Source organism: Mesorhizobium sp. 113-3-3, assembly GCF_016756495.1.
GTDB lineage: Bacteria > Pseudomonadota > Alphaproteobacteria > Rhizobiales > Rhizobiaceae > Mesorhizobium.
Window position 1 is genome coordinate 102,387 of the sequence record NZ_AP023243.1, and the last position, 22,845, is coordinate 125,231.

The following is a 22,845-nucleotide window of genomic DNA, read 5'->3' on the forward strand; positions in this document are numbered from 1 at the left end:
TAATATCCTACTAGACGAAAACATATGCATCTGCAATTATCTTTAAGCATAAAGGAAATGGGAACGGGGCGTGAGCGAGTTCGACGCCATCTTTGTCGGGGCGGGCCACAACAGTCTGGCATGCGCCGCGCATCTGGCGCTCAAAGGCTGGAAAACCGGGATTTTCGAGCGCAGCGCAACAATCGGCGGCGCCGTCCAGACCCGCGAACTCACCCTTCCCGGCTTCCGTCATGATTTCGGCGCGATGAATCTGAGCCTGTTTGCCGGCTCGGCCTTCCACCGGAAATATGCAAATGAATTGAAAGCGCAGGGCCTGGAATTCTCGCCAGTCGCGGACTGTTTCGCCAGCGCCTTCCCGGATGGACGCTGGTTCGGCGTCAGCAACGACTTGGAAAAGACCGCCACGCGCATGGCCAATTTCTCCGCCGCCGATGCCGCGGCATGGCGCAGGCTGGTCGCCGCCTTCCCGGCCGAGGCCGAGCATCTGTTCCGGCTGCTGGGTTCGCCGATGAGTGCGCGGGCGCTTGCCGGCACGGCGTGGAACCTGTGGCGCAGGAAGGGTGTTGCCGGTGCGCTCGACACCGGCCGGCTGCTGCTGTCGTCGCCCCGCGCCTGGCTGGAGGAGACTTTCGAGTCGCCTTATGTGCGGGCAACGCTTGCCACCTGGGGCATGCATCTCGACTTCGCGCCCGACATCGCCGGGGGTGCGGTTTTTCCGTACCTGGAATCGATGGCGAACCAGAGTTTCGGCATGGTGCTGGGCAAGGGCGGCGCCGACACCATCATCCGGGCGCTGGCCGGCATGGTCACATCTGCCGGCGGCCAGATCGTCACCGGCGCCGAAGTTTCGGAGATCACGGTGTCCGCCGGCAAGGCGACCGGTGTCCGGCTCGCTTCAGGTGAGACGCATACGGCGACCAAGGCTGTCATCGCCGGCGTCGCGCCCAAGGCGCTGACCGGCACGCTGCTGCCCGGCGGTTCCGGCAATGCCGGCTTCGACACGGCGATGAAAAAGTTCCGGTATGCGCCGGGCACGATGATGATCCACCTGGCGCTGGACGACCTGCCGGACTGGCGCGCCGGGGCCGAGTTGCGGCAGTTTGCCTATGTGCATCTGTCGCCCTCGCTCGACGCGATGTCGCGCACCTATCAGCAGGCGATGGCCGGCATGCTGCCCGACGAACCGGTGCTGGTCGTCGGCCAGCCTACCGCGATCGATCCTTCACGTGCGCCTCAGGGCAAGCATGTGCTGTGGGTACAGGTGCGCATGCTGCCTGCCGAGATCCTTGGCGATGCGTCGGCCAAGATCGCGCCCGCGCATTGGGATCAGGTTAAGGACGCCTATGCCGAGCGCGTGCTCGACATCATCGAAACCTATGCGCCCGGGCTGCGGAGCAAAATCCTTGGCCGTTCCGTGTTCTCGCCCATCGATCTCGAGCGCGAGAACCCGAACCTTGTCGGCGGCGACCAGGTCTGCGGCAGCCATCATCTGGCGCAGAACTTTCTGTTCCGCCCGGCACGTGGCTACGCCGGCTGGAACACGCCGGTCGGCAATCTGCATTTGACGGGAGCCGCGACATGGCCGGGCGCCGGCACCGGCGCGGCCTCTGGTTTCATGCTCGCGCAACAGCTTGGCGGGAGGTAGGCTCCGACGATTTTATCGAGGCGACGAGAGGCAAGGCGCTGCTGCCGACGAAGCCTGAACCAACGAACGGACAGTGCCGCGCAAAGACAATAACCAACAAGGGGAACGACCATGAAAATCAACAGACGCGAATTGCTGGGATACAGTGCCGCGGCACTCGGTGTGACCGCTATTGGCCTGCCTAAAATAGCCAAGGCCGCTGCCGGCGAACTGACCATCGCCTACAATGTCAACCTGCCGTCCTGGGACCCGACCACCGGACCTTCGGCAGTGAACCCGACCATCCAGGGTCTCTACCAGTCGGTGTTCGACCAGATCATTCCGCAGAAGCCCGACCTGTCCTTCGCGCCGGGCCTGCTCACCGAATGGGGCTGGAACGACGACCGTACCAAGGTGATGATGACGGTACGCGAGGGCGTGAAATGGCATGACGGCTCGCCCTTCACGCCCGAGGATGTCGTCTGGTCGCTGCAGCGCGCGGGCGATGAAAAGACCGGTAACCCGATCCAGTTCGTCTGGAAGAACGTCAACAACTTCAAGATCGACGGCAACAAGATCACCGGCGACGTGGTGCAGTTCGACCCGGTCTATTTCAAGTGGATGTCGTTCCTGACCGGATACATCCTGCCGAAGGCCTATTACGAGAAGGTGGGTGCGGAAGGTTTCGAGAAGGCGCCGATCGGCACCGGCCCCTATATGGTGGAAAAATTCGAGCGCAACGCCTTCCTGCGGCTGAAGGCCAATCCGAACTATTGGGGCGGCAAGCCGGCTTTCGAGAATGTGACGATCAAGTTCGTCACCGATGCGGCGAGCCGTGTGGCCGAAATCGAATCCGGCTCCTCGCAGGTGACGCTCGAAATCCCCTACGAAGAATATGACCGGCTGATCGCCAAGGACGGGCTTGCCGGCTCGATCAAGAACGTCTCCGACATCGGCATGATCTTCTTCAACAACAAGGATGCCATGCTGGACAAGAATGTCCGCCAGGCGGCGGTGATGGCGGTGGACAAGGAGCTTCTGGTCAAGCGGCTGCTGCGCGGCTACGGCCAGCCGATCGACACGCTGGAGACGCCGGAATACGCGGCCTACGATCCGTCGATCAAGGTCGAGCACAATCCGGAGAAGGCCAAGGAATTGCTGGCCGCCTCCGGCTATTCGACCAAGAAGCCGGCAAAGTTCACCATCCAGACCACCAAGGGCTTCAAGCCCAAGGACTACGAGATGGTACAGGCGATCGTCGGCATGTGGCGCAAGGTCGGCATCGAGGCCGAGATCGAGGTCTACGAGATCGCCAAGCACTATGAACTGCGCGCCGCGCACAAGCTGGCGCCGGCGGCGTTCTACAACTGGGGCAATTCCATCGGCGACCCGACCACCTCGACCGGTTTCGCCATGTTCGGACCGTCGCCGCATTCGTCGTGGAAGACCGACGATCTCGATGCCAAGATCGGTCCGCTCTGGGGCGAGAAGGACGAGGCCAAGCGCATCGCCGGCTGGAAAGCGGTCGACAAGTACATCGCCGAAGAGGCCTATGTGCTGCCGCTGATCCAGTACGCCCAGCCGATCGTGCACTCGAAGAAGGTCAATGTCGTACAGCACATTTCCGGCGCGCTGCTGCCGGCTTTGATGACCCCGGCCTGATCTTCAGCCTTGCACCTGCCGGTCTTCGCCCGGCAGGCCCCCCTCATCCGGCCGCTTCGCGGCCACCTTCTCCCCGGTGGGGAGAAGAGAAACGGCCTCGGCCGTCCGCGGCCTCTTCTCCTCTCGGGGAGAAGGTGGCCCGAAGGGCCGGATGAGGGGGAGTTTCCCCAGAGTGGTTACGCCGGCATGCTCCTGCAAAGATTCCTGATCCGCCTTCTGACGATGCTGATCACGCTGTTCGGCGTGGCCGTCGTCGTCTTCGTCGTGATCCGCGTCGCGCCGGGCGATCCGATCGCCATGATGCTGCCGCCTGGTGCGACGGATGACGACATTGCCCGCCTGCGCGCGCTCTACGGGCTCGACAAGACCATCGTGCAGCAATTCTTCATCTGGCTGTCCGGCGTCGTCAGGGGCGATTTCGGCACCTCGATTTCGCTGCGGCAAGACGTGCTCGGCCTCGTCTTCAACCGGCTGCCGGCGACGCTGGAACTCGCCATCGTCGCGCTGATCATGGCGGTGCTGCTTGGCGGCACGACGGCCGTTCTCGGCGCGCGCGAACGCGGCACAGCGGTGGAAGCCGGCATCGACATCGCCAGCGGTGCAGCACTCTCCATTCCCGATTTCCTGTGGGGCCTGGTGCTGATCCTTCTGTTCGGCGTGCTGGTGCCGATCTTCGACATTTCCGGCCGCGTATCGCCGCAGCTCGACCTGCCCTTCGTCACCCAGTTCTATTTCTTCGAAAGCCTGCTTCGGCTGCGCTTCGACCTGACCTGGGACCTGTTGAAACACATGCTGATGCCGGCTGTGGCACTGGCGCTGCCGCTGGCGGCGATCATCTCGCAGCTGTTGAAACAGTCGCTGAAGGAGGTGCTCGACCTCGACTATGTCGTGCTGGCGCGGGTGAAAGGGTTTTCCGAGACGCAGGTCATCCTGCGCGAGGCGTTGAAGAACGCGGCACTGCCGACGCTGACGCTGGTCGGCGTGCAGTTCACTTTCCTCATCGGCGGCACCGTCATCGTCGAGCGGCTGTTCTCCTATGAAGGCCTCGGCAACATGGCGATCGATGCCGTCATCAACCGCGACCTGCCGCTGATCCAGGGCATCGTGCTGGTCTTCGCGCTGCTGTTCGTGCTGATCAACCTCACCGTCGACATGATGTATGCGCTGCTCAATCCGAGGCTGCGCCATGGATAGGGCCTCGAGACGCGGACTGAATCCCAGGCTGTGGCTCGCCGGCGGTTGGCTGCTGCTGGCCCTGCTGGCGGCGATCTTCGCGCCGCTGGTCGCGCCGCAGGACCCGCTGGCGCAGGATCTGATGCTGGAGCGGCTGCCGCCCTTCTGGCTCGATGGCGCCGAGCCCGGCTATTGGCTGGGCACCGACAGTCTTGGCCGCGATCTCTTGTCCCGGCTGATCTTCGGCGGCCGCATCGCCTTCATCGTCGCCTTCGCCGCGGCGATCGCCGCCTGCCTCGTCGGTTCGACGCTCGGGCTGATAGCCGGCTATTTCGGCGGCTGGGCCGATCGCATCATTTCGCGCATCGTCGACATCTGGATGGCGTTTCCGCCAGTACTGTTCGCCATCCTGCTGGTGGCCGTGCTCGGCACCGGCCTCAGCTCCGTCATCCTGGCGATCGCGATCATCGACTGGACGCGCTTCTGCCGGGTGATCCGCGCCGAGGCGATGGGCCAGTCGCGCATGGACTATGTCGAAAACGCCCGCATCGCCGGCTATGGCCGCATCGGCATCATGCTGCGCGAAGTGCTGCCCAACGTCGTGCCGTCGATCGTGGCGCTGCTGTCGCTGGAAATGGGCATAGCCGTCATCGTCGAGGCGATCCTGTCCTTCGTCAATCTGTCGATCTCGACCGACGATCCGACCTGGGGCGGCATCATCGCCGAGGGCCGGCTGTCGATCCACCAGGCCTGGTGGGTGCTGGTGTTTCCGCTGATCACGCTGATCCTCACCGTGCTGTCGTTCAGCCAGTTCGGCGAAGCGCTGAAGGCGCGTTTCGACCCGGTGCTGCGATGAGCGCCTGTCTCGACATCGCCAATCTGAGCGCCGTGCTGCCGAACGGCCAGCGCGTGCTGCGCTCGGTGTCGCTCTCCGTCCAGCCCGGCGAGGTGCGCGCGCTGGTCGGCGAGAGCGGCGCCGGCAAGACGATGATAGGCAAGGCGGTGCTCGGCGTGCTGCCGTCGAGTGTGCGCATCGTCGAAGGCGACATGAAGCTCGAAGGCGAAGACCTCGGCAAGTTGCAGCCCAAGGCCCGGCGTACGCTGATCGGCGCGCGTACGGCGCTGATCCCGCAGGATCCGCTGACCGCGCTCAACCCGTCGCGCCGCATCGGCCCGCAGATGACCGACCGGCTGGTGCGCATTCTGGGCTGGAGCGGCGAGAAGGCGGATCAACGTGTCCGGCAATTGCTTGACGAGGTGCAGATCCGCGATCCCGATCGCGTGCTGAAATGCTATCCGCATGAGCTCTCCGGCGGGATGCGCCAGCGCGTGCTGATCGCCGCCGCCTTCGCCGCCGAGCCCCGGCTGATCGTCGCCGACGAGCCGACCACGGCGCTCGACGTCACCGTGCAGAAGCAGATCCTGCGCCTGATCGCCGCGTTGCAGCGCGAGCACGGCACGGCGATCCTGTTCGTCACCCATGATCTCGGCGTCGTCGCCAAGATCAGCCAGGAGGTCTCGGTGCTCTACGCCGGCAAGGTGGTGGAGGAAGCCGACACGGCGGCGCTCTTCGCCTCGCCACAACACCCCTACACACGGGCGCTGATGGCGGCGACGCCGCGCTACACCGATCCCTTCGCTTCGCTGAAGCCGGTGGACGAGGCGGTGCTGGCCGGGCTTGCCGCCGAGATCGCAGCAGCAGACGAGGCATGGAGGCGGCCGCATGGTTGAGCCGCTGTTTTCCGTGCGCGGGCTGAAGGTCGCGCTGCCCGACATGACCCGCAAGCCGCTGATCGGCCGTGCGCCTCTAGCCGAAATTCTGAAAGGCCTCGACTTCGATCTGCCGAGGGGCTCGGTGACCGGCATTGTCGGCGAATCCGGGTCCGGCAAGTCGACGCTCGGCCGCGCGCTGGTCAGGCTGCTCGAGCCGAGCGCCGGCAGCATCAGCTTCGAGGGCCGCGACATCACCCATCTGCCGGAGGCGGAGCTGCGGCCGCTGCGCCGTGACCTGCAGATGATCTTCCAGGACCCGATGTCGTCGCTCAATCCGCGCCGCACCATCGCCAGCATCATCGCCGCGCCGCTCAAGCAGAACGGGCTTGGCGACAATCTCAGGGACCGTGTTGCAGAGGCGTTGAAGCGGGTCGGTTTGCCGCAGAGTTTCGCCAGCCGTTACCGCCACGAACTGTCGGGCGGACAGCGCCAGCGCGTCGGCATTGCCCGCGCGCTCGCGCTATCGCCGAAATTCGTGCTGGCCGACGAGATCGTCTCCGGCCTCGACGTGTCGACGCAGGCGCAGATCCTCACTTTGCTGGAAAAGCTCGCGGCGGAGATGGGCCTGACCGTCGCTTTCATCAGTCACGATCTGTCGGTTATCCGGCGGCTGTGCCGGCAAGTCATCGTCATGCGCGAAGGCGTGATCGTCGAAGCCAGTGCCACCGACGCCTTGTTCGACAATCCCCGAGAGGCCTACACGCGCGACCTCATCGCAGCCATTCCGCTGCCCGAAATCGACGCCGGCTGGCTGGACATGCCTTCGGCGGCCAAGCCGCCAGCGTGAATGCATACGCACGCCGAAAAGCGGGCTTCGGACGTGCGACCGCAAAGATCCAGGTCCCGCCAATGAGAGGACTGACATGAAGACGATACTTCGAAATGCAACGCTCGCCGCCGCTGTCCTTGGCAGCGCCGGCATGGCCTCGGCGGATTCGATCCCCGGCATGCGCGGCCATGATCATACCGGCATCACCGTTCCCGACATGAAGCAGGCGGTCGACTTCTTCACCGAAGTGGTCGGTTGCAAGAAGGCGATGTCGTTCGGTCCGTTCGCCGACGACAAGGGCACTTTCATGCAGGATGTGCTGGGTGTCGACCCGAAGGCCGTGATCGAGCAGATCACCATGGTCCGCTGCGGCTATGGATCGAACATCGAGCTGTTCAAATACACCGCGCCCGATCAGAAGGATCTGACGCCGAAGAACAGCGACATTGGCGGCTTCCACATCGCCTTCTATGTCGACGACGTCGCCGCCGCCAAAGCCTATCTCGACGGCAAGGGCGTCAAGACGCGGATGGGACCACTGCCGGTCAAGGAAGGCCCCGCCGGCGGCCAGACCATTCTCTATTTCCAGGCGCCCTGGGGATTGCAGCTGGAAGCAATCAGCTATCCCGACGGCATGGCCTATGAGAAGGGTGCCGAGACGGTGCTGTGGAGCCCGAAGAACCCGGAAAAGTAATCCTTGGCGCGCGCTTGCGGAACAACACGCAGGCGCGCCCGCACAATGATTTCGACATAAAACTTTAAGCTTGAAATATCTCGCCGCCGGCGCGATACTCACGAGGCAGCAAGCGAAGAGGAGATCGCACGGATGAAGGTTGCGGTTCTCGGCGGCGGACCAGCCGGCCTCTACTTTGCCATTTCGATGAAGCTCAGGGACGCCGGCCACGACGTGACGGTGTTCGAGCGCAACCGCGCCGACGACACATTCGGCTGGGGCGTCGTGCTGTCGGCCGAAACGCTGGAGAACCTCGCCAAGAATGATCCGGTCAGCGCCGTCTGGATCAAGAAGCATTTTGCCTATTGGGACGACATCGCCGTCATCCATGACGGCGTGCGCACCGTCTCTTCAGGCCATGGTTTCTGCGGCATCGGCCGCAAGCGGCTGCTGATCCTGCTGCAGCGCCGCGCCCGCGAACTCGGCGTCAAGCTGATGTTCGAGACTGATATCGCCGACCCCCGCCCCTATATGGAAACGCATGACCTTGTCGTCGCCGCCGACGGACTTAATTCCAGGGCGCGCAACACCTTCGTCGAAATCTTCAAGCCCGACATCGACACGCGCAAATGCAAGTTCGTCTGGCTCGGCACCAATCAGAAATTCGACGACGCCTTCACCTTCATCTTCGAGAAGACGGAGCATGGCTGGGTGTGGGCGCACGCCTACCAGTTCGACAGCGAGACCGCGACCTTCATCGTCGAATGCAGCGAACAGACCTGGGCTGCCTTCGGCTTCGGCGCGATGACGCAGCAGGAATCGATCGCGGTGTGCGAGCGCATCTTCGCCAAGCATCTTGGCGGCCATGCGCTGATGACCAATGCCAACCACATCAGAGGTTCGGCCTGGATCAATTTCCCGCGCGTGCTGTGCGAGCGCTGGTCCTACAAGAACCTGGCGCTGATGGGCGATGCGGCGGCATCGGCGCATTTTTCGATCGGCTCCGGCACCAAGCTCGCTTTGGAGAGCGCGGTGGCACTGGCCGAGTATGTCGAGACCGAGCCGGATCTCGACGCCGCCTTCCGCAAATATGAGGATGCCCGCCGCACCGAGGTGCTGAAGCTGCAATCGGCGGCGCGCAATTCGCTGGAATGGTTCGAGGAGGTCGAGCGCTATCTCGGCCTCGACCCGGTGCAGTTCAACTATTCGCTGCTGACGCGCTCGCAGCGCATCAGCCACGAGAATTTGCGGCTGCGCGATGCCGAGTGGCTGGGCGGCGCCGAAGAATGGTTCCAGCGCCAGGCGGGCGCCGGCGGCAACAGGCTGCGCCGTGCGCCGATGTTCGCGCCGTTCAAGCTGCGCGACATGAAGCTCAACAACCGCGTCGTCGTCTCGCCGATGGCGCAGTACAAGGCCGTCGACGGCTGTCCGACCGACTGGCATTTCACCCACTATGCCGAGCGCGCCAAGGGCGGCGCCGGCCTTGTCTATATCGAGATGACCTGCGTCAGTCCGGAAGGCCGCATCACGCCCGGCTGTCCGGGTTTCTACGCGCCCAAACACGAGGTGGCGTGGAAGCGGCTGGTCGATTTCGTCCACGCCGAGACCGAGGCCAAGATCTGCGCCCAGATCGGCCATTCCGGCGCCAAGGGTTCGACCCGGCTCGGCTGGGAAGGCACCGACGTGCCGCTGGCCTCGGGCAACTGGCCTGTGATGGCGGCATCGGCCGTCGCATGGTCGCCGCAGAATCAGGTGCCGAAGGCGATGGACCGCGCCGACATGGATCTGGTGCGCGACCAGTTCGTGGCCTCGGCCAAGATGGCTGACCGCTGCGGCTTCGACATGCTCGAGATCCACGCCGCGCACGGTTATCTCCTGTCGTCCTTCATCACGCCGGTCACCAACCGGCGCACGGATGAGTATGGCGGTTCGCTGGAAAACCGCATGCGCTATCCCCTCGAAATCTTCCGCGCCGTGCGTGCCGCCTGGCCGGTGGGGAAGCCGATCTCGATGCGCATTTCGGCCAATGACTGGGTCGGCATCGAAGGCGTCACACCCGCCGACGCGGTCGAGATCGCGCGGCTGCTGCACGAAGCCGGCGTCGACATATGCGACGTCTCGGCCGGGCAGACATCGGCGCTGGCGAAGCCGGTCTATGGCCGCATGTTCCAGACGCCGTTTTCCGACCGCATCCGCAATGAGGTCGGCATGGCGACGATGGCGGTCGGCAACATCTATGAGCCGGACCATGTCAATTCGATCCTGATGGCCGGCCGTGCCGATCTGGTGGCGCTGGCGCGGCCGCACCTTGCCGACCCCTATTGGACGCTGCATGCGGCGGTGACGCTTGGCGACCGCGGCGTGAAATGGCCGGATCCCTATTTGCCCGGGCGCGACCAGATCTACCGGCTGGCCGAGCGCGATGCCGCCGCGGGGCTGAAAGTATGACGGCCCCAACAGCGATTTCAGGCAAGCATGCGCTGGTCACCGGCGGCGGCTCCGGGGTCGGCCGGGCCATCGCGCTGGCGCTGGCCAAGGCTGGCGTCAACGTGACCATATGCGGCCGGCGCGAGGCGGAACTCGCCAAAGTGGCCAGCGAAAACGACCGCATTTTCGGCGTCGCCGCCGATGTCACCAATGAGGCGTCCATGGCCTCGCTCTACGAGACAGCGCAAGCCGCGCGCGGGGCCTTCGACATCGTCATTGCCAATGCTGGCATGGCCGGCAGCACGCCGGCGCACAAGACCACGCTCGCCGACTGGCAAAAGACGCTCGACGTCAATTTGACCGGTGCCTTCCTGACGGTGAAACCGGCGCTTGCCGGCATGGCCGCGCGCAAGGCGGGACGGATCGTGTTCATCGCCTCCACGGCCGGCTTGAAAGGTTATGCCTATGTCGCGCCTTACGTGGCGGCCAAGCATGGCGTCGTCGGGCTGATGCGGGCGCTGGCGGCGGAGACGGCGAAATCAGGCGTCACCGTCAACGCGGTGTGCCCGGGCTTCGTCGAGACCGACATGCTGGAAGAGTCCATCCAGCGCATTGTCGAAAAAACCGGCCGCTCGGCCGGCGAGGCACGCGCCAGCCTTGCCTCGACCAATCCGCAAGGCCGCTTCATCCAGCCGCAGGAAGTCGCCGCCGCCGTGCTGTGGCTGTGCGGCGATGCGGCGGCATCGATCACCGGACAGGCAATTTCCATCTCAGGAGGCGAGACATGGTAGCCGGCCCCCTGCCCGCACCGTCGGGACCCGGCAAGGACAGGCTGCGCCTGTGGATCAGGCTGCTGCGCGCCTCGCGTACGATCGAGGCCGAACTGCGCGAGCGCCTGAAGAAGGAATTCGATACGACGCTGCCGCGCTTCGACGTGATGGCCGCACTCTACCGCGTGCCGGAAGGCATGCTGATGAGCGACCTGTCGCGCTTCCTGCTGGTCTCCAACGGCAATGTCACCGGCATTGTCGACCGGCTGGTTTCGGAAGGGCTGGTTGCCCGCGCGCGCCGCAATGGCGACCGCCGCACGTCCATGGTGCGGCTGACGGAGGAAGGCACCAAATCCTTCGCCACCATCGCTGCCGCGCATGAGGGCTGGATCGGCGAATTGCTGGGCAAGGTCAGCGAGGAGGATGCCCGCCGGCTGACCGGCATGCTGACCTCGTTCCGCAGCAACTGGGAGGGACGCGAATGACCGCGATGGCCAACCTCAAGCCGAAGCATTTCCTGTGGGAGGTCGAGGGCAGGATCGCCAAGATCCGGCTCGATCGGCCGGAGCGCAAGAACCCGCTGACTTTCGACAGCTATGCGGAACTCCGCGACACGTTCCGCGACCTCGTCTACGCCGACGATGTCGATGCCGTGGTGTTCCTCTCCAATGGCGGCAATTTCTGCTCCGGCGGCGATGTCCACGACATTATCGGTCCGCTGGTCAAGATGGACATGAAGCAGCTTTTGGCCTTCACCCGCATGACCGGCGATTTCGTCAAGGCGATGCTCAACTGCGGCAAGCCGATTATCGCCGCTGTCGACGGCGTGGCGGTCGGGGCCGGCGCCATCATCGCCATGAGCTCCGACATTCGCATCGCCACGCCGGAGGCCAAGACCGCCTTCCTGTTCACCCGCGTCGGCCTCGCCGGCTGCGACATGGGCGCCTGCGCGATCCTGCCGCGCATCATCGGCCAGGGCCGCGCCGCCGAACTGCTCTACACCGGCCGCACCATGACGGCCGCCGAGGGCGAGCGCTGGGGCTTTTACAACCGGCTGGTCGATGCCGCCTCGCTCGAGGCCGACGCACTCGACATGGCGGCGCGCATCGTCTCCGGCCCGACCTTCGCTCACGGCATCACCAAGACGCAGCTCAACCAGGAATGGTCGATGGGCCTTGACCAGGCGATCGAGGCGGAAGCGCAGGCTCAAGCGATCTGCATGCAGACGCGCGATTTCGAGCGCGCCTACAAGGCGTTCGTGGCCAAGGAAAAGCCGGTGTTCGAGGGGAATTGATGGCTGACAAGAGTTTCCTCAACTGGCCGTTCTTCGAAGACCGCCACCGCGAACTGGCCGAAAGCCTGGAAGCGTGGTGCGCGAAGAACCTCCCCGTCGATCATCACGACGTCGACGCCGCCTGCCGCGAGCTGGTGCAAAAACTTGGCCGAGACGGCTGGCTGAAACCGACGGCTGTCGACACCGACAATCCCGGACCGCTCGATGTGCGTACCTTGTGCATCACGCGCGAGACTCTCGCCAGGCATGACGGGCTCGCCGATTTCGCTTTCGCCATGCAGGGGCTTGGCACCGGCGCGCTCAGCCTGTTCGGCACGGCGGACCAACAGCAATGGCTGGCGAAGACGCGCGCCGGCAAGGCGATCTCGGCCTTTGCCCTGTCGGAGCCGCGCTCCGGTTCGGATGTCGCCAACACCGAGATGACGGCGACCCACGACGGCGACAGCTATGTTCTCACGGGCGAAAAGACCTGGATCTCCAATGGTGGCATCGCCGACCTCTACATCGTTTTTGCCCGCACCGGCGAGGCGCCGGGCGCCAAGGGGCTTTCCGCCTTTGTCGTACCGGGTGACGCCAAGGGCCTCGGCATCGCCGAACGCCTCGAAGTGATCGCGCCGCATCCGCTGGCGAGGCTGTCCTTCGATCATGTCCGTCTGCCTGCCTCGGCACTGATCGGCAAGCCCGGCGACGGTTTTCGTATCGCCATGTCGGTGCTCGACGTGTTCCGCTCGACTGTCGGCGCCGCGGCACTCGGCTTTGCCCGTCGGGCGCTCGATGAAAGCATCAGCAGAGTGGCCGAGCGCAAGCTGTTCGGCGCACCGATGGCCGAGTTGCAGATGGTGCAGGGCCACATCGCCGACATGGCGCTCGACGTCGATGCGGCGGCGCTTCTGGTCTACCGCGCCGCCTGGACCAAGGACATGGGCGCGGCGCGGGTAACGCGCGAGGCGGCGATGGCCAAGCTGTTCGCCACCGACAAGGCGCAGGAGGTGATCGACAGAGCGGTGCAGTTGCATGGCGGCGATGGCGTGCGCAAAGGCCACATCGTCGAAAGCCTGTATCGCGAGATCCGCGCGCTGCGCATCTATGAGGGTGCTTCCGACGTGCAGAAAGTGGTCATCGCGCGGCAAGTGATGGGCGCGGCCTGACGACGGGAAATTGAAGAGTATTCGATTTTGAGACTTGGTTTTTAGAATACCGGGAGGCTTGAATGCATGAGATTTTGCAGCCGGAAGGCTGGGCCAAACCGGTCGGCTACGCCAATGGCGTCGCGGCGCGCGGGCGGCTCATCTTCGTTGGTGGACAGGTCGGCTGGAACGGGCAATGCCAGTTCGAGACCGACGATTTTGTTGGCCAGGTAAAACAGACGCTGCAAAACATCGTGGCGGTGCTGGCCGAGGCGGGCGCCGAGCCGCAGCACATCACCTCGATGACCTGGTATTTCACCGACAAGGCCGAGTACCTCGCCAACCTCAGAGGAATCGGCGAGGCCTATCGCGAGGTGATCGGCCGGCATTTCCCGGCAATGGCCGCCATGCAGGTGATGGCCCTGGTCGAGGATCGCGCCAAGGTGGAGATCCAGGCCACCGCCGTCATTCCTGACGAACTCGTTCGTCCGGAATAATGAATTCGCTGTTCCTGGAATAATTTATGCGCGCAGACCCGCCTTCCGCAAAATCGGCAGCACGTGGTCGCAGAAATAGGGCAGCTCCTGCGTGTAGTTGACGAAGGAGAGCGCGATGCCCTGATAGCCGTGCCCAGCAATGGCGGCCATGTCGGCAGCGATCGTTTCCGGTGTTCCGATCAGGGGATAAGTGCCGGCGCCGCCGGCGAAGCGTTGGCGGTAGCGGTCATAGGCGTGCGGGTCGTGCGACTGCGAGAATTCCTTCTTGCCGGCCATATGGGCGTCGACCGCCTCATGATCGGCCAGATCGACGGCGTAGCGCGTGTAGTAGGCCTGCGCCTCCTCCATCGTCGGGCGGCAGACGACATGCGCCACGGTGTAGACGCCGACATCGCGGCCGACCTTGTCGGCCCGCTCGCTGATGTCGGCGACATGCCTGCCGGCATCGCTCATCTCGGAAAAGGTCGTGAACAGGTAGTCGCATCGGGCGGCGGCGAAATCGCGGCCCGGGCCGCCAAAAGCGGCGTTCATCGTCACCGGTCGCGGAGCCTGCAGGCTGGCCGGCCGGCTCACAGCCTCCTTCAGGCGATAGTAGGTGCCTTCGTAGTCGAGCGGCTCGGCCGACGCATAAAGCTTCTCTAGAACCTCGATCCACTCGGCTGCCTGGTCGTAGCCCTTCTCGACCAGCGGCGTACCGAACATGCCGAATTCCTTCGGGTTCCAACCGCAGACGATGTTGAGGCCGGCGCGGCCCTGGCTGATGTGGTCGACCGTCGCCAGCGCCTTGGCGGCGTAGAGCGGATGCACCAGCGGCACGTGCACGGTCATGAACAGGCCGATCTGTTCGGTGGCCACGGCGAGCGCCGCTGCCCAGGTGAAGGTCTCGAACGACCATTCGCGCACCTTGTTGCGGCCGCCAAAGCCGCGCCAGCGCGCGATGGGCAGCATGAACTCCAGCCCGGCGCGGTCGGCGATTTGCGCCGCCGTCAGATTGTCCTGCCAGCTTGCCGTCCAGCGTTCCGGCACATCGGTGATGGCAAGCCCGCCATCGGCGTTGGTCGAGAAGACGCCGAGCTTCAGTTTGTTCGGGCCGTGCAGGGGATGCGCTTTGATCATCTCGGGAACTCTTGGGCGGGAGGCCACACGCTAGGCCCGCGGCAAAATATTTCAAGCCTGAAATAGCTTCGCCTCGCCGGCGATTGCGGATATGAATTCGGGGCCAGACAAAAAGGGGAACGGCATGAGCGAATTCCGCCAGAAATGCGTCGGCAGAGCAAACCTCGTCGGTTCGTTTGCCGCCATTCCCCATCCGGTCGCGGTCGAAGTGATGGCGCTGGCTGGTCTCGACTTCCTCTGCATTGACTGGGAGCATGCGCAGATCTCGCGTGACATGATCGAGACCATGGTGCGTGCGGCCGACGTTCACCGCGTGCCGGCGATGGTGCGGGTTCCCGGCCATGCGCCGGAAGCCATCCAGGCGGCGCTGGACAGTGGCGCGCAAGGCGTGCTGGTGCCGCGCGTCTCGACCGCCGCCCAGGCAGCGATGGCCGTCAAAGCCTCGCGCTATCCGCCGCTGGGCGGGCGCGGCGTCGGACCCGGCCGGGCCGCCGGCTATGGCTATCGCATTCCCGAATATCTAGCCGGCGCCAATGACAGGACCGTCGTCGCGGTCCAGGTCGAGACAGCGGAGGGGCTGGCCAATATCGACGCGATCGCGGCGGTCGACGGCGTCGACGTGATCTTCGTCGGCCCCGGCGATCTTTCGGTGTCGATCGACGCGATCGGACCGCAAGGCGCCGACAAGCTCAATGCGGCGATCCGGACGATCATTGCTGCCACGATCGCGCACGGCAAGACATCAGGCATATTTTGCGCCAGCCCACAGGCCGTAGGCCGGTGGGCGGCCATCGGCGCGAGTTTCTTCGTGCTGGCCAGCGACACGATGTTTCTGGGCGCCGGGGCCGCGGCCAACGCTGCCGCGGCACGCGACGAATTGGCTTGAGGCAGGCACGGCCCGACAAAAAAGGCGTATCGCCGGAGCAACACGCAAGCCAAGCTTTTTAAGCTTAAAACTTTCGCCTTGAAAACCGTCCCACTTTGGATAAGCATTCAAGATCGATGACGGCGGCCGTGCCGCAGGGGTGCCGGCCAGTCCATCGTGGTGCTTCGGGGGGTTCAGTCCTTGTCGTTCATGCTGCCCCAGTCATCATCCAGCGCGCGCTCTGCTTTCCATGGCGTGCGCGGCCAAATCCATGATCCGCATACAGAGACCGTCGCCGGCCACGCGCGCAGGTCGCTGCCATGAATTGACGCCCCGCTGGGAGGCGGGACGGCAAGAAACCGTGCGGGGCGAGCCCCGCCCGATCAACAACCAGAGGGAATACCCCAGAGGGAACACCATGAAGCTGTCACGTCGCAATCTCATCCTGCTCGCCGCCGCCATCGGCATCGCCGCCGGCCCGGCAACCGCCTACGCCGCCGATGTGCTCAATGTCGGCGCCTACCCGACCAATCCGCCCTTCGAGTACAAAAACGAGAGCGGCACTTTCGAGGGCTTTGAAGTCGACATCGTCAACGAGGCTGCCAAGCGCATCGGCATGACCACCGACATCGCCGATCTCGGCTTCCAGGCGCTGTTCGCCGCCACGACGTCGAAGCGCATCGATGTCGCCATCTCGTCGATCACCATCACCCCGGAGCGGCTGAAGTCGCAGTCCTTCACGCAGCCCTATTATGATTCCGACATGGGCATTGCGACGAAGACCGACAGCGCCATCAACGCCGAGGCCGACCTCAAGGGCAAGATTGTCGGCGTGCTTTCCGGCTCGACTGGCGAAACCTGGGTCAAGGCACATCAGGAAGCCGACGGCTTCAGCGACGTGAAGGGCTATGACACGCAGCAGAACCTTTTGCTCGACCTCAGCGCCGGCCGCGTCGATGCCGCTGTCAGCGACATTCCGGGCATGGAATACTCCTTCACCAAGATGAAGGATCTGAAGGTCAAGCAGCGCATCAAGACCGGCGAACAGTACGGCCTGATGATGACCAAGGACCATCCGCTGCTCGGCAAGCTGAACGATGCGCTGACGGCGATGAAGAAGGACGGCACGCTGGCCGCGATCCACAAGAAGTGGTTCGGCAGCGACGCGCCGGCCGATTCCTCGACGGTCAAGGAAATGCCGCTGCCGAAGGCCTGAGCGGCGATGCATTGAAAATCGTGCCGGCTTTCCAGGCCGGCACGATTCATTTCACGCTTCGGCGCCGCTGCCGCGCGGACCGTCTCGCCATAGGCGCGGTCGATTGGTTTTAACTTGAGCACCCCTGCTCCGGGGTGCGGGAACGCCCCATGTCGCTGATCGACACTTTCTTCAATCCCGATGTCATCATGTCCAGCCTGCCGGCGCTGCTGCGCGGTTTCCTGAACACGCTGCTGCTCGGCATTCTGAGCATCGGCATCGGCATTCCCATCGGCCTGGTGATCAGCCTGCTGCGGCTCTATGCGCCGAAGCCGGTGCGCTGGCTGGCGGTCGGCTACACCGACATTTTCCGCGCGCTGCCGGTGCTGGTGGTGCTGATCCTGATCTATTACGCGCTGCCCTTCCTCGGCATCCGCCTGTCGTCCTGGGCGTCCGCCGTGACGGCTTTCGCCTTCATCATGTCGGCCTATTCGGCCGAAGTGTTCCGCTCCGGCATCGAAAGCATTCCGAAAGGCCAATTCGAGGCGTCGCAGGCGCTTGGCCTGCCGTTCCTTTTGACCTTGCGCAAGGTGGTGCTGCCGCAGGCGATCCGCGTCGTCATCCCGCCGATGACCAGCAATTGCGTCTCGATGTTCAAGGACACTTCGCTCGCCTCCACCGTGGCGCTGCCGGAACTGTTGAAGGAAGCGACCAATGCGCAGTCGCTCTACGCCAACCCCTCGCCGCTGATCGGCGCGGCCCTTGTCTATCTGATCTTCCTTTGGCCGATGGTTCGCCTCGTCAGCCTGCTTGAAGACCGCTTCAAGACCGAGAAGGCGCGCTGATCTCGCCAATCAATCTCCACCCGCTAAATTCTTCGCAGGAGCTATCCGTGAACAAGCACCAGACCGACAATGCGAGCGCCGTGGCGTTCCCCGTCGACAGCATCCGCGCCATGTTTCCCGCTTTGCAGCGGGCCGGCGATTTCATCTTCATGGACAATGCCGCCGGCGCGCAGATCCCGCAGAGCGTGCTCGACGCGGTGACCAACCATCTGGTTTCACACAATGTCCAGCGCGGCGGCCGCTATGGCCGCAGCGTCACCGTCGACCAGTCGGTCGCCGATGCAAGGGCAAGCGTGGCGCTGCTGATCAACGCCTACAGCCCGGCGGAAATCTGCTTCGGCATGAACGCCACCTCGTTCATCCGCCTGGTCAGCCTGGGCATCGGCCAGATGCTCGCCAAAGAGATAGATGGGGGGCGAGACGAGATCGTCATCACCGACATGGACCACGACGCCAACATCGCCACCTGGCTGGCGCTGGAATCCGCCGGCGCCAAGTTCAAGTGGTGGCGCATGCGCGAGGACGGCAATCTGCATGTCGACGATCTCAAGCCCCTGGTCTCCGACCGCACCCGCCTTGTCGCCTGCACGGTGACGGCGCATTCGATCGGCTCGATCGTCGATGTCGCCTCCGTGGCCAAGATCGCGCATGCGGCCGGCGCGGAAGTGTTTCTCGACTGCGTGCATTACGGTCCGCACGGGCTGATCGACGTGCAGGCCTGGGACTGCGATTATCTCGTCTGCTCCGGCTACAAGAATTTCTCGCCGCATATGGGTTTTCTCTGGGGCCGCTTCGACACACTGAAGCGGCTGCCGACGTTCCGCGAGGATTTCATCCCCGACGAGCCGCCCTACAAGGTCGAGGCCGGCACCTTCATCTACGAGAATGTCTCGGGCATGGATGCGGCCGTGCAGTATCTGGAACTGATCGGTCGCAATCTGGCCCCTTCCAACAACCGCTCGCGGCGCGAGAACATCGTCGCCGGCATGGGCGCCATCCGCGACTATGAGCTGCTTCTGGCGCGCGAGATGCTTGCCGTGCTGAAAGGTTGCGGCGCGACCATCTATGGCGTCGCCGACGAGGCCCGCATCAACGAGCGCGTGCCGACCTTCTGCTTCAACATCGGCAGACTGTCACCACAGCGGATCGTCGAGGAAATGGCCGAGATGCAGATCGGTATCCGCGACGGCCACATGTACGCGCCGCGGCTGATGAAGCGCCTCAATCTGTCGATGGACAGCGGCGCCATCCGCGCGTCGCTGGTGCATTACAACACGGTTGAGGAAGTGCATAAATTCGGCGAGGCGTTGCGCGCGATTATCGCGAAGCTGTCGTAGCTTGGGCGCTTACCCCCACCCGGACCTTCGGTCCGGCCTCCCCACAAGGGGCAGGTGGCGCCCCGGCTTTAAGCCGCCGCCTTCTTCTTCGCCAGCCTCGCCTTGATCGAGGCGACGTCGGCGCGCGGCGTCGCGGCGAACAGCGTTTTGGTGTAGCTGTGCTTGGGGTCTGAGAAGACCTCGTCGCGCGAGCCGTATTCGACCGCCTCGCCGAAATACATCACCATCACATCGTCGGCGATGTAGCGCACCACGGACAGATCGTGGCTGATGAAGACATAGGTCAGCTGGAACTCGTCCTGCAGGTCGGCAAGCAGGTTCAGCACCTGCGCCTGCACCGACAGGTCGAGCGCCGAGACCGGCTCGTCGAGCACCAGCAAGCTCGGATTGAGCATCAGCGCGCGGGCAATCGCGATGCGCTGGCGCTGGCCGCCCGAGAACATATGCGGGTAGCGGTTGTAGTGTTCGGGTCCGAGGCCGACCTTCTTCAGCATCTTCATGGCGAGGTCGCGCCGCTCGTCGGCCGGCTTGCCGGTGTTGATGAGCAGCGGTTCGCCCAGCACATCGCCGATCTTCTGGCGCGGGTTGAGCGAGCCGTATGGATTCTGGAACACGATCTGCACCTTGCGGCGCATCTCCTTGGTCAGGCCGTCCTTGGCGATGTCGACCTTGTTGCCGTCGATGAACAGCTCGCCCGAAGTCGCCGGATCGATCAGCGTGATGATGCGGGCAAGCGTTGACTTGCCGCAGCCGCTTTCGCCGACGATGGCGAGCGTCTTGCCCTTGTCGACGCTGAATGAGACGCCCTTGACCGCATGCACGGTGCGCGAACCGCGGAACAGGCCGCCGCCGACGTGATAGTCGCGCTTGATGTCCTTGCCTTCAACGACCTTGATGCTCATCAGGCGACTCCGGCGGCCGGTTCGAACAGCATGTCTGAAACGGTGGGCAGCCGGTCGCCGACGGCGTTATCCGGCAGCGCCGACAGGAGCGCACGGGTGTAATTGCTCTTTGGCGATTCAAACAGCGACAGCACGTCGGCCTCTTCCATCTTGCGGCCCTTGTACTGGACGATGACGCGGTCGGCGGTCTCGGCCACCACGCCCATATTGTGCGTGATCATGATCAGGCCCATGCCGTATTTGGCCTGCAGCGAGACGAGGAGATCGAGGATCTGCTTCTGGATGGTGACGTCGAGCGCGGTGGTCGGCTCGTCGGCGATCAGAAGCTTCGGATTGCAGGCGATGGCGATCGCGATCATGACGCGCTGGCACTGGCCGCCCGACATTTGGTGCGGGAACGAGTTCAGCCTTTCCGCCGGCTCGGCAATGCCGACCTGCTTCAGGAGTTCGATGGCCCGCTGCCGGCGCTGCGCACCATCCATGCCCATATGGAAACGCAGCACCTCTTCGATCTGGAAGCCGACGGTGAAGCAGGGATTGAGGCTGGCCATCGGCTCCTGGAAGATCATCGACATGTCCTTGCCGACGATCTTGCGCCGCTCGGCCGGGCTCAGCTTCAGGAGATCGCGGCCATTGAAGCTCATGCGATCGGCCGTGACCTTGGCCGTCCACGGCAAAAGGCCCATCACCGCCAACATCGAGACCGACTTGCCGGAACCGGATTCGCCGACGATCGCCAGCACTTCGCGCTCGTCGACATGGAGCGAGACGCCGTCGACGGCGCGGAAGGAACCGGATGCGGTCTGGAACTCGACGACAAGATTTTGAATGTCGAGCAGCGCCATCACGACCTCCTCAGTTTCGGGTCGAGCGCATCGCGCAGGCCGTCACCGATCAGATTGATGGCAAGCACGGTGATGAGGATGGCAAGGCCGGGGAAGGTCACCACCCACCAGGCGCGCAGGATGAATTCGCGCGCCGTGGCAAGCATGGTGCCCCATTCCGGCGTCGGCGGCTGCGCGCCAAGGCCAAGGAAGCCAAGGGCGGCGGCTTCCAGGATGGCGTTGGAGAAGGACAGGGTGCCTTGGACGATCAACGGCCCGAGGCAGTTGGGCAGGATGGTGCGAAGCATCAGCCTGAGATGCCCGGCGCCGGCGACCTTCGCCGCGACGACATATTCCCGGCTCTTCTCGGCCATCACCGCGGCGCGCACAAGGCGCGCGAAATGCGGCTGCAGGACGAGCGCGATGGCCAGCATCGCATTGAACAGGCCGGGGCCGAGGATGGTGACCATCACCAGCGCCAGCAACAGCGACGGGAAGGCCAGGATCAGGTCCATGACGCGCATGATCGCCACGTCGACCCAGCCACGGAAATAGCCGGCCAGCAGGCCGAGCGTGATGCCGCCGGCGAGCGCCAGCGAGACCACGACCGCGCCGATGAGCAGCGAGAAGCGTGCGCCATAGAGCAGGCGCGAGAGGATGTCGCGCCCGACCGGGTCGGTGCCGAGCAGATATTGCGTTGAGCCGCCGTCCTGCCAGGCCGGTGGCCGCAGGAATGCGGTCTTGTCCTGAACGTCAGGCGCGTAGGGCGCCAGCAGCGGCGCGAACAGCGCCGCCAGCACCAAGAGGATGAAGACGAACAGGCCGATGACGGCGCCCCGGTTCACCGAGAAATAGTACCAGAACGTCTTGAGGCCGGTGAGGCGATCCGGGTTGCCGGCGGCCATCGGGGCGATTTCGCTCGACTGGCTCATCACGCCGCCCTTATGCGTGGGTTGATGACGGCATAGAGCACGTCGACGATCAGGTTCACGGCCATGACGATAAGGGCAATCAACAGCAGGCCGGACTGCACGACGACATAGTCGCGCTTGGAAATGGATTCGACCATCCATCTGCCGATGCCGGGCCACGAGAAGATCGTTTCGGTAAGGATGGCGCCGGCGAGCAGCGTACTAACCTGCAGGCCGATGGTGGTGACCACCGGAATGAGCGCGTTGCGCAGAGCATGCACGCCGATGACCCTGGCCGACGAAAGCCCTTTGGCTCGGGCCGTCCGCACATAGTCCTCGCCCAGCACCTCGAGCATGGCGGAGCGCGTCTGGCGCGCTATCACAGCCAGCGGAATGGTGCCGAGCACGATTGTCGGCAGCACCAGATGGCGCAACACCGAGCGAAACGCGTCCCATTTGCCGTAGAGCAAGGTGTCGATGGTCATGAAGCCGGTGATCGGCTTGAAGAAGTACTGCAGGTCGATGCGGCCGTTAACCGGTGTCCAGCCGAGATAACCGGAGAAAAAGATGATCAGCAGCAGACCCCACCAGAAGATCGGCATGGAGTAGCCGACGAGCGCGGTGCCCATCAGCGACTGGTCGAACCACGAGCCGCGCTTGACGGCCGCGAAGATGCCGGCCGGGATGCCGAGCACCATGGCGAAAATCATGGCGAAAAACGACAGTTCCAGCGTCGCCGGGAAGAGCGTCTTGAACTCTTCGAGCACCGGGCGCTTGGATGAAATGGAAACGCCGAAGTCGCCTTTGGCGACTGCACCGACATAGCGCGTGTATTGCTCCCAGATCGGCAGATTGTAGCCGAACTGCTCCTTGAGCTCTTCGTAACGCGCCGGCGCCACGCCGTGTTCGCCGGCCATGGCAAGAATAGGATCGCCGGGCAGCAGCCTGACGAAGGCGAAGGCACAGATTGTGATGCCGACAAGCGTCGGGATCAAAAGTGCAATTCGGTGGAGTATATATTTCAGCATGATGTAGGGGGGCGGCGCCTCATTGCGCCGCCC

22 protein-coding genes are annotated in these 22,845 nt (G+C 64.1%); 17 read left to right on the plus strand and 5 right to left on the minus strand.

Features of this window, described 5'->3' with window-relative positions; translation table 11 throughout:
* Nucleotides 1–70 precede the first annotated feature (70 nt).
* The 13 genes from JG746_RS00490 to JG746_RS00550 all read left to right on the plus strand — a co-directional run bounded on the left by JG746_RS00490 (nucleotide 71) and on the right by JG746_RS00550 (nucleotide 13,789).
* The gene (locus JG746_RS00490) at nucleotides 71–1,645 is read left to right on the plus strand and encodes a phytoene desaturase family protein (protein ID WP_202356397.1); all 1,575 of its coding nucleotides are present in this window, start codon (nucleotides 71–73) and stop codon (nucleotides 1,643–1,645) included.
* A gap of 111 nt (nucleotides 1,646–1,756) precedes the next feature.
* The gene (locus JG746_RS00495; protein ID WP_202356398.1) at nucleotides 1,757–3,286 is read left to right on the plus strand and encodes an ABC transporter substrate-binding protein; all 1,530 of its coding nucleotides are present in this window, start codon (nucleotides 1,757–1,759) and stop codon (nucleotides 3,284–3,286) included.
* Nucleotides 3,287–3,472: 186 nt separating this feature from the next.
* Nucleotides 3,473–4,480 carry an ABC transporter permease gene (locus JG746_RS00500; RefSeq protein ID WP_202356399.1) on the plus strand — a complete coding sequence of 336 codons (1,008 nt, stop codon included), beginning with the start codon at nucleotides 3,473–3,475 and terminating at the stop codon, nucleotides 4,478–4,480.
* Nucleotides 4,446–5,315 carry an ABC transporter permease gene (locus tag JG746_RS00505; RefSeq protein ID WP_202356400.1) on the plus strand — a complete coding sequence of 290 codons (870 nt, stop codon included), beginning with the start codon at nucleotides 4,446–4,448 and terminating at the stop codon, nucleotides 5,313–5,315. The genes JG746_RS00500 and JG746_RS00505 overlap by 35 nt, the downstream gene beginning before the upstream one ends.
* Nucleotides 5,312–6,190 carry an ABC transporter ATP-binding protein gene (locus JG746_RS00510; protein WP_202356401.1) on the plus strand — a complete coding sequence of 293 codons (879 nt, stop codon included), beginning with the start codon at nucleotides 5,312–5,314 and terminating at the stop codon, nucleotides 6,188–6,190. The genes JG746_RS00505 and JG746_RS00510 overlap by 4 nt, the downstream gene beginning before the upstream one ends.
* Nucleotides 6,183–7,019, plus strand: coding sequence for an ATP-binding cassette domain-containing protein (locus JG746_RS00515; RefSeq protein WP_202356402.1), 837 nt, complete (start codon nucleotides 6,183–6,185; stop codon nucleotides 7,017–7,019). The genes JG746_RS00510 and JG746_RS00515 overlap by 8 nt, the downstream gene beginning before the upstream one ends.
* A 76-nt stretch (nucleotides 7,020–7,095) precedes the next feature.
* The gene (locus tag JG746_RS00520) at nucleotides 7,096–7,695 is read left to right on the plus strand and encodes a VOC family protein (RefSeq protein ID WP_202356403.1); all 600 of its coding nucleotides are present in this window, start codon (nucleotides 7,096–7,098) and stop codon (nucleotides 7,693–7,695) included.
* A 132-nt stretch (nucleotides 7,696–7,827) separates the two neighbouring features.
* Nucleotides 7,828–10,122, plus strand: a complete 2,295-nt coding sequence (locus JG746_RS00525) for a bifunctional salicylyl-CoA 5-hydroxylase/oxidoreductase (RefSeq protein WP_202356404.1) — start codon at nucleotides 7,828–7,830, stop codon at nucleotides 10,120–10,122.
* Complete coding sequence (locus tag JG746_RS00530; RefSeq protein ID WP_202356405.1) at nucleotides 10,119–10,892, plus strand: SDR family NAD(P)-dependent oxidoreductase; 774 nt, start codon at nucleotides 10,119–10,121, stop codon at nucleotides 10,890–10,892. Before JG746_RS00525 ends, JG746_RS00530 begins: the two co-directional genes overlap by 4 nt.
* Nucleotides 10,886–11,356 carry a MarR family winged helix-turn-helix transcriptional regulator gene (locus tag JG746_RS00535; RefSeq protein WP_010913223.1) on the plus strand — a complete coding sequence of 157 codons (471 nt, stop codon included), beginning with the start codon at nucleotides 10,886–10,888 and terminating at the stop codon, nucleotides 11,354–11,356. Before JG746_RS00530 ends, JG746_RS00535 begins: the two co-directional genes overlap by 7 nt.
* Nucleotides 11,353–12,165, plus strand: coding sequence for an enoyl-CoA hydratase family protein (locus tag JG746_RS00540; RefSeq protein ID WP_202356406.1), 813 nt, complete (start codon nucleotides 11,353–11,355; stop codon nucleotides 12,163–12,165). The genes JG746_RS00535 and JG746_RS00540 overlap by 4 nt, the downstream gene beginning before the upstream one ends.
* Nucleotides 12,165–13,313: an acyl-CoA dehydrogenase family protein gene (locus tag JG746_RS00545; protein ID WP_202356407.1), complete on the plus strand. Its 1,149-nt coding sequence runs from the start codon at nucleotides 12,165–12,167 to the stop codon at nucleotides 13,311–13,313. The genes JG746_RS00540 and JG746_RS00545 overlap by 1 nt, the downstream gene beginning before the upstream one ends.
* Before the next feature lie 62 nt (nucleotides 13,314–13,375).
* Nucleotides 13,376–13,789 (plus strand): RidA family protein, encoded by a 414-nt coding sequence (locus JG746_RS00550; RefSeq protein ID WP_202356408.1) that lies wholly within the window; start codon nucleotides 13,376–13,378, stop codon nucleotides 13,787–13,789.
* Between the two features lie 24 nt (nucleotides 13,790–13,813).
* Here JG746_RS00550 and JG746_RS00555 read toward each other — a convergent pair whose 3' ends face one another.
* Nucleotides 13,814–14,905, minus strand: coding sequence for an LLM class flavin-dependent oxidoreductase (locus tag JG746_RS00555; RefSeq protein WP_202356409.1), 1,092 nt, complete (start codon nucleotides 14,903–14,905; stop codon nucleotides 13,814–13,816).
* 124 nt (nucleotides 14,906–15,029) lie between these two features.
* Between JG746_RS00555 and JG746_RS00560 the strand changes: the two genes are divergently transcribed.
* The 4 genes from JG746_RS00560 to JG746_RS00575 all read left to right on the plus strand — a co-directional run bounded on the left by JG746_RS00560 (nucleotide 15,030) and on the right by JG746_RS00575 (nucleotide 19,147).
* A complete protein-coding gene (locus JG746_RS00560) occupies nucleotides 15,030–15,791 on the plus strand; it encodes an HpcH/HpaI aldolase family protein (protein ID WP_202356410.1) in 762 nt (253 codons plus the stop codon).
* Between the two features lie 397 nt (nucleotides 15,792–16,188).
* Nucleotides 16,189–16,986, plus strand: coding sequence for an ABC transporter substrate-binding protein (locus JG746_RS00565; RefSeq protein WP_202356411.1), 798 nt, complete (start codon nucleotides 16,189–16,191; stop codon nucleotides 16,984–16,986).
* 149 nt (nucleotides 16,987–17,135) lie between these two features.
* Nucleotides 17,136–17,810 carry an amino acid ABC transporter permease gene (locus tag JG746_RS00570; protein ID WP_019862987.1) on the plus strand — a complete coding sequence of 225 codons (675 nt, stop codon included), beginning with the start codon at nucleotides 17,136–17,138 and terminating at the stop codon, nucleotides 17,808–17,810.
* A 47-nt stretch (nucleotides 17,811–17,857) separates the two neighbouring features.
* Nucleotides 17,858–19,147, plus strand: a complete 1,290-nt coding sequence (locus JG746_RS00575) for a cysteine desulfurase-like protein (protein WP_202356412.1) — start codon at nucleotides 17,858–17,860, stop codon at nucleotides 19,145–19,147.
* Nucleotides 19,148–19,215: 68 nt separating this feature from the next.
* On the opposite strand, the gene JG746_RS00580 is transcribed toward JG746_RS00575, so the two are convergent.
* The 4 genes from JG746_RS00580 to JG746_RS00595 are packed head-to-tail and all read right to left on the minus strand — an operon-like array spanning nucleotide 19,216 to nucleotide 22,812.
* Nucleotides 19,216–20,049, minus strand: a complete 834-nt coding sequence (locus tag JG746_RS00580; protein WP_202356413.1) for a dipeptide ABC transporter ATP-binding protein — start codon at nucleotides 20,047–20,049, stop codon at nucleotides 19,216–19,218.
* Nucleotides 20,049–20,894 carry an ABC transporter ATP-binding protein gene (locus JG746_RS00585; RefSeq protein WP_202356414.1) on the minus strand — a complete coding sequence of 282 codons (846 nt, stop codon included), beginning with the start codon at nucleotides 20,892–20,894 and terminating at the stop codon, nucleotides 20,049–20,051. Before JG746_RS00585 ends, JG746_RS00580 begins: the two co-directional genes overlap by 1 nt.
* Nucleotides 20,894–21,778 (minus strand): ABC transporter permease subunit, encoded by an 885-nt coding sequence (locus JG746_RS00590; RefSeq protein WP_244730845.1) that lies wholly within the window; start codon nucleotides 21,776–21,778, stop codon nucleotides 20,894–20,896. Before JG746_RS00590 ends, JG746_RS00585 begins: the two co-directional genes overlap by 1 nt.
* A 26-nt stretch (nucleotides 21,779–21,804) precedes the next feature.
* Nucleotides 21,805–22,812: an ABC transporter permease subunit gene (locus JG746_RS00595; RefSeq protein ID WP_202356416.1), complete on the minus strand. Its 1,008-nt coding sequence runs from the start codon at nucleotides 22,810–22,812 to the stop codon at nucleotides 21,805–21,807.
* Nucleotides 22,813–22,845 lie beyond the last annotated feature (33 nt).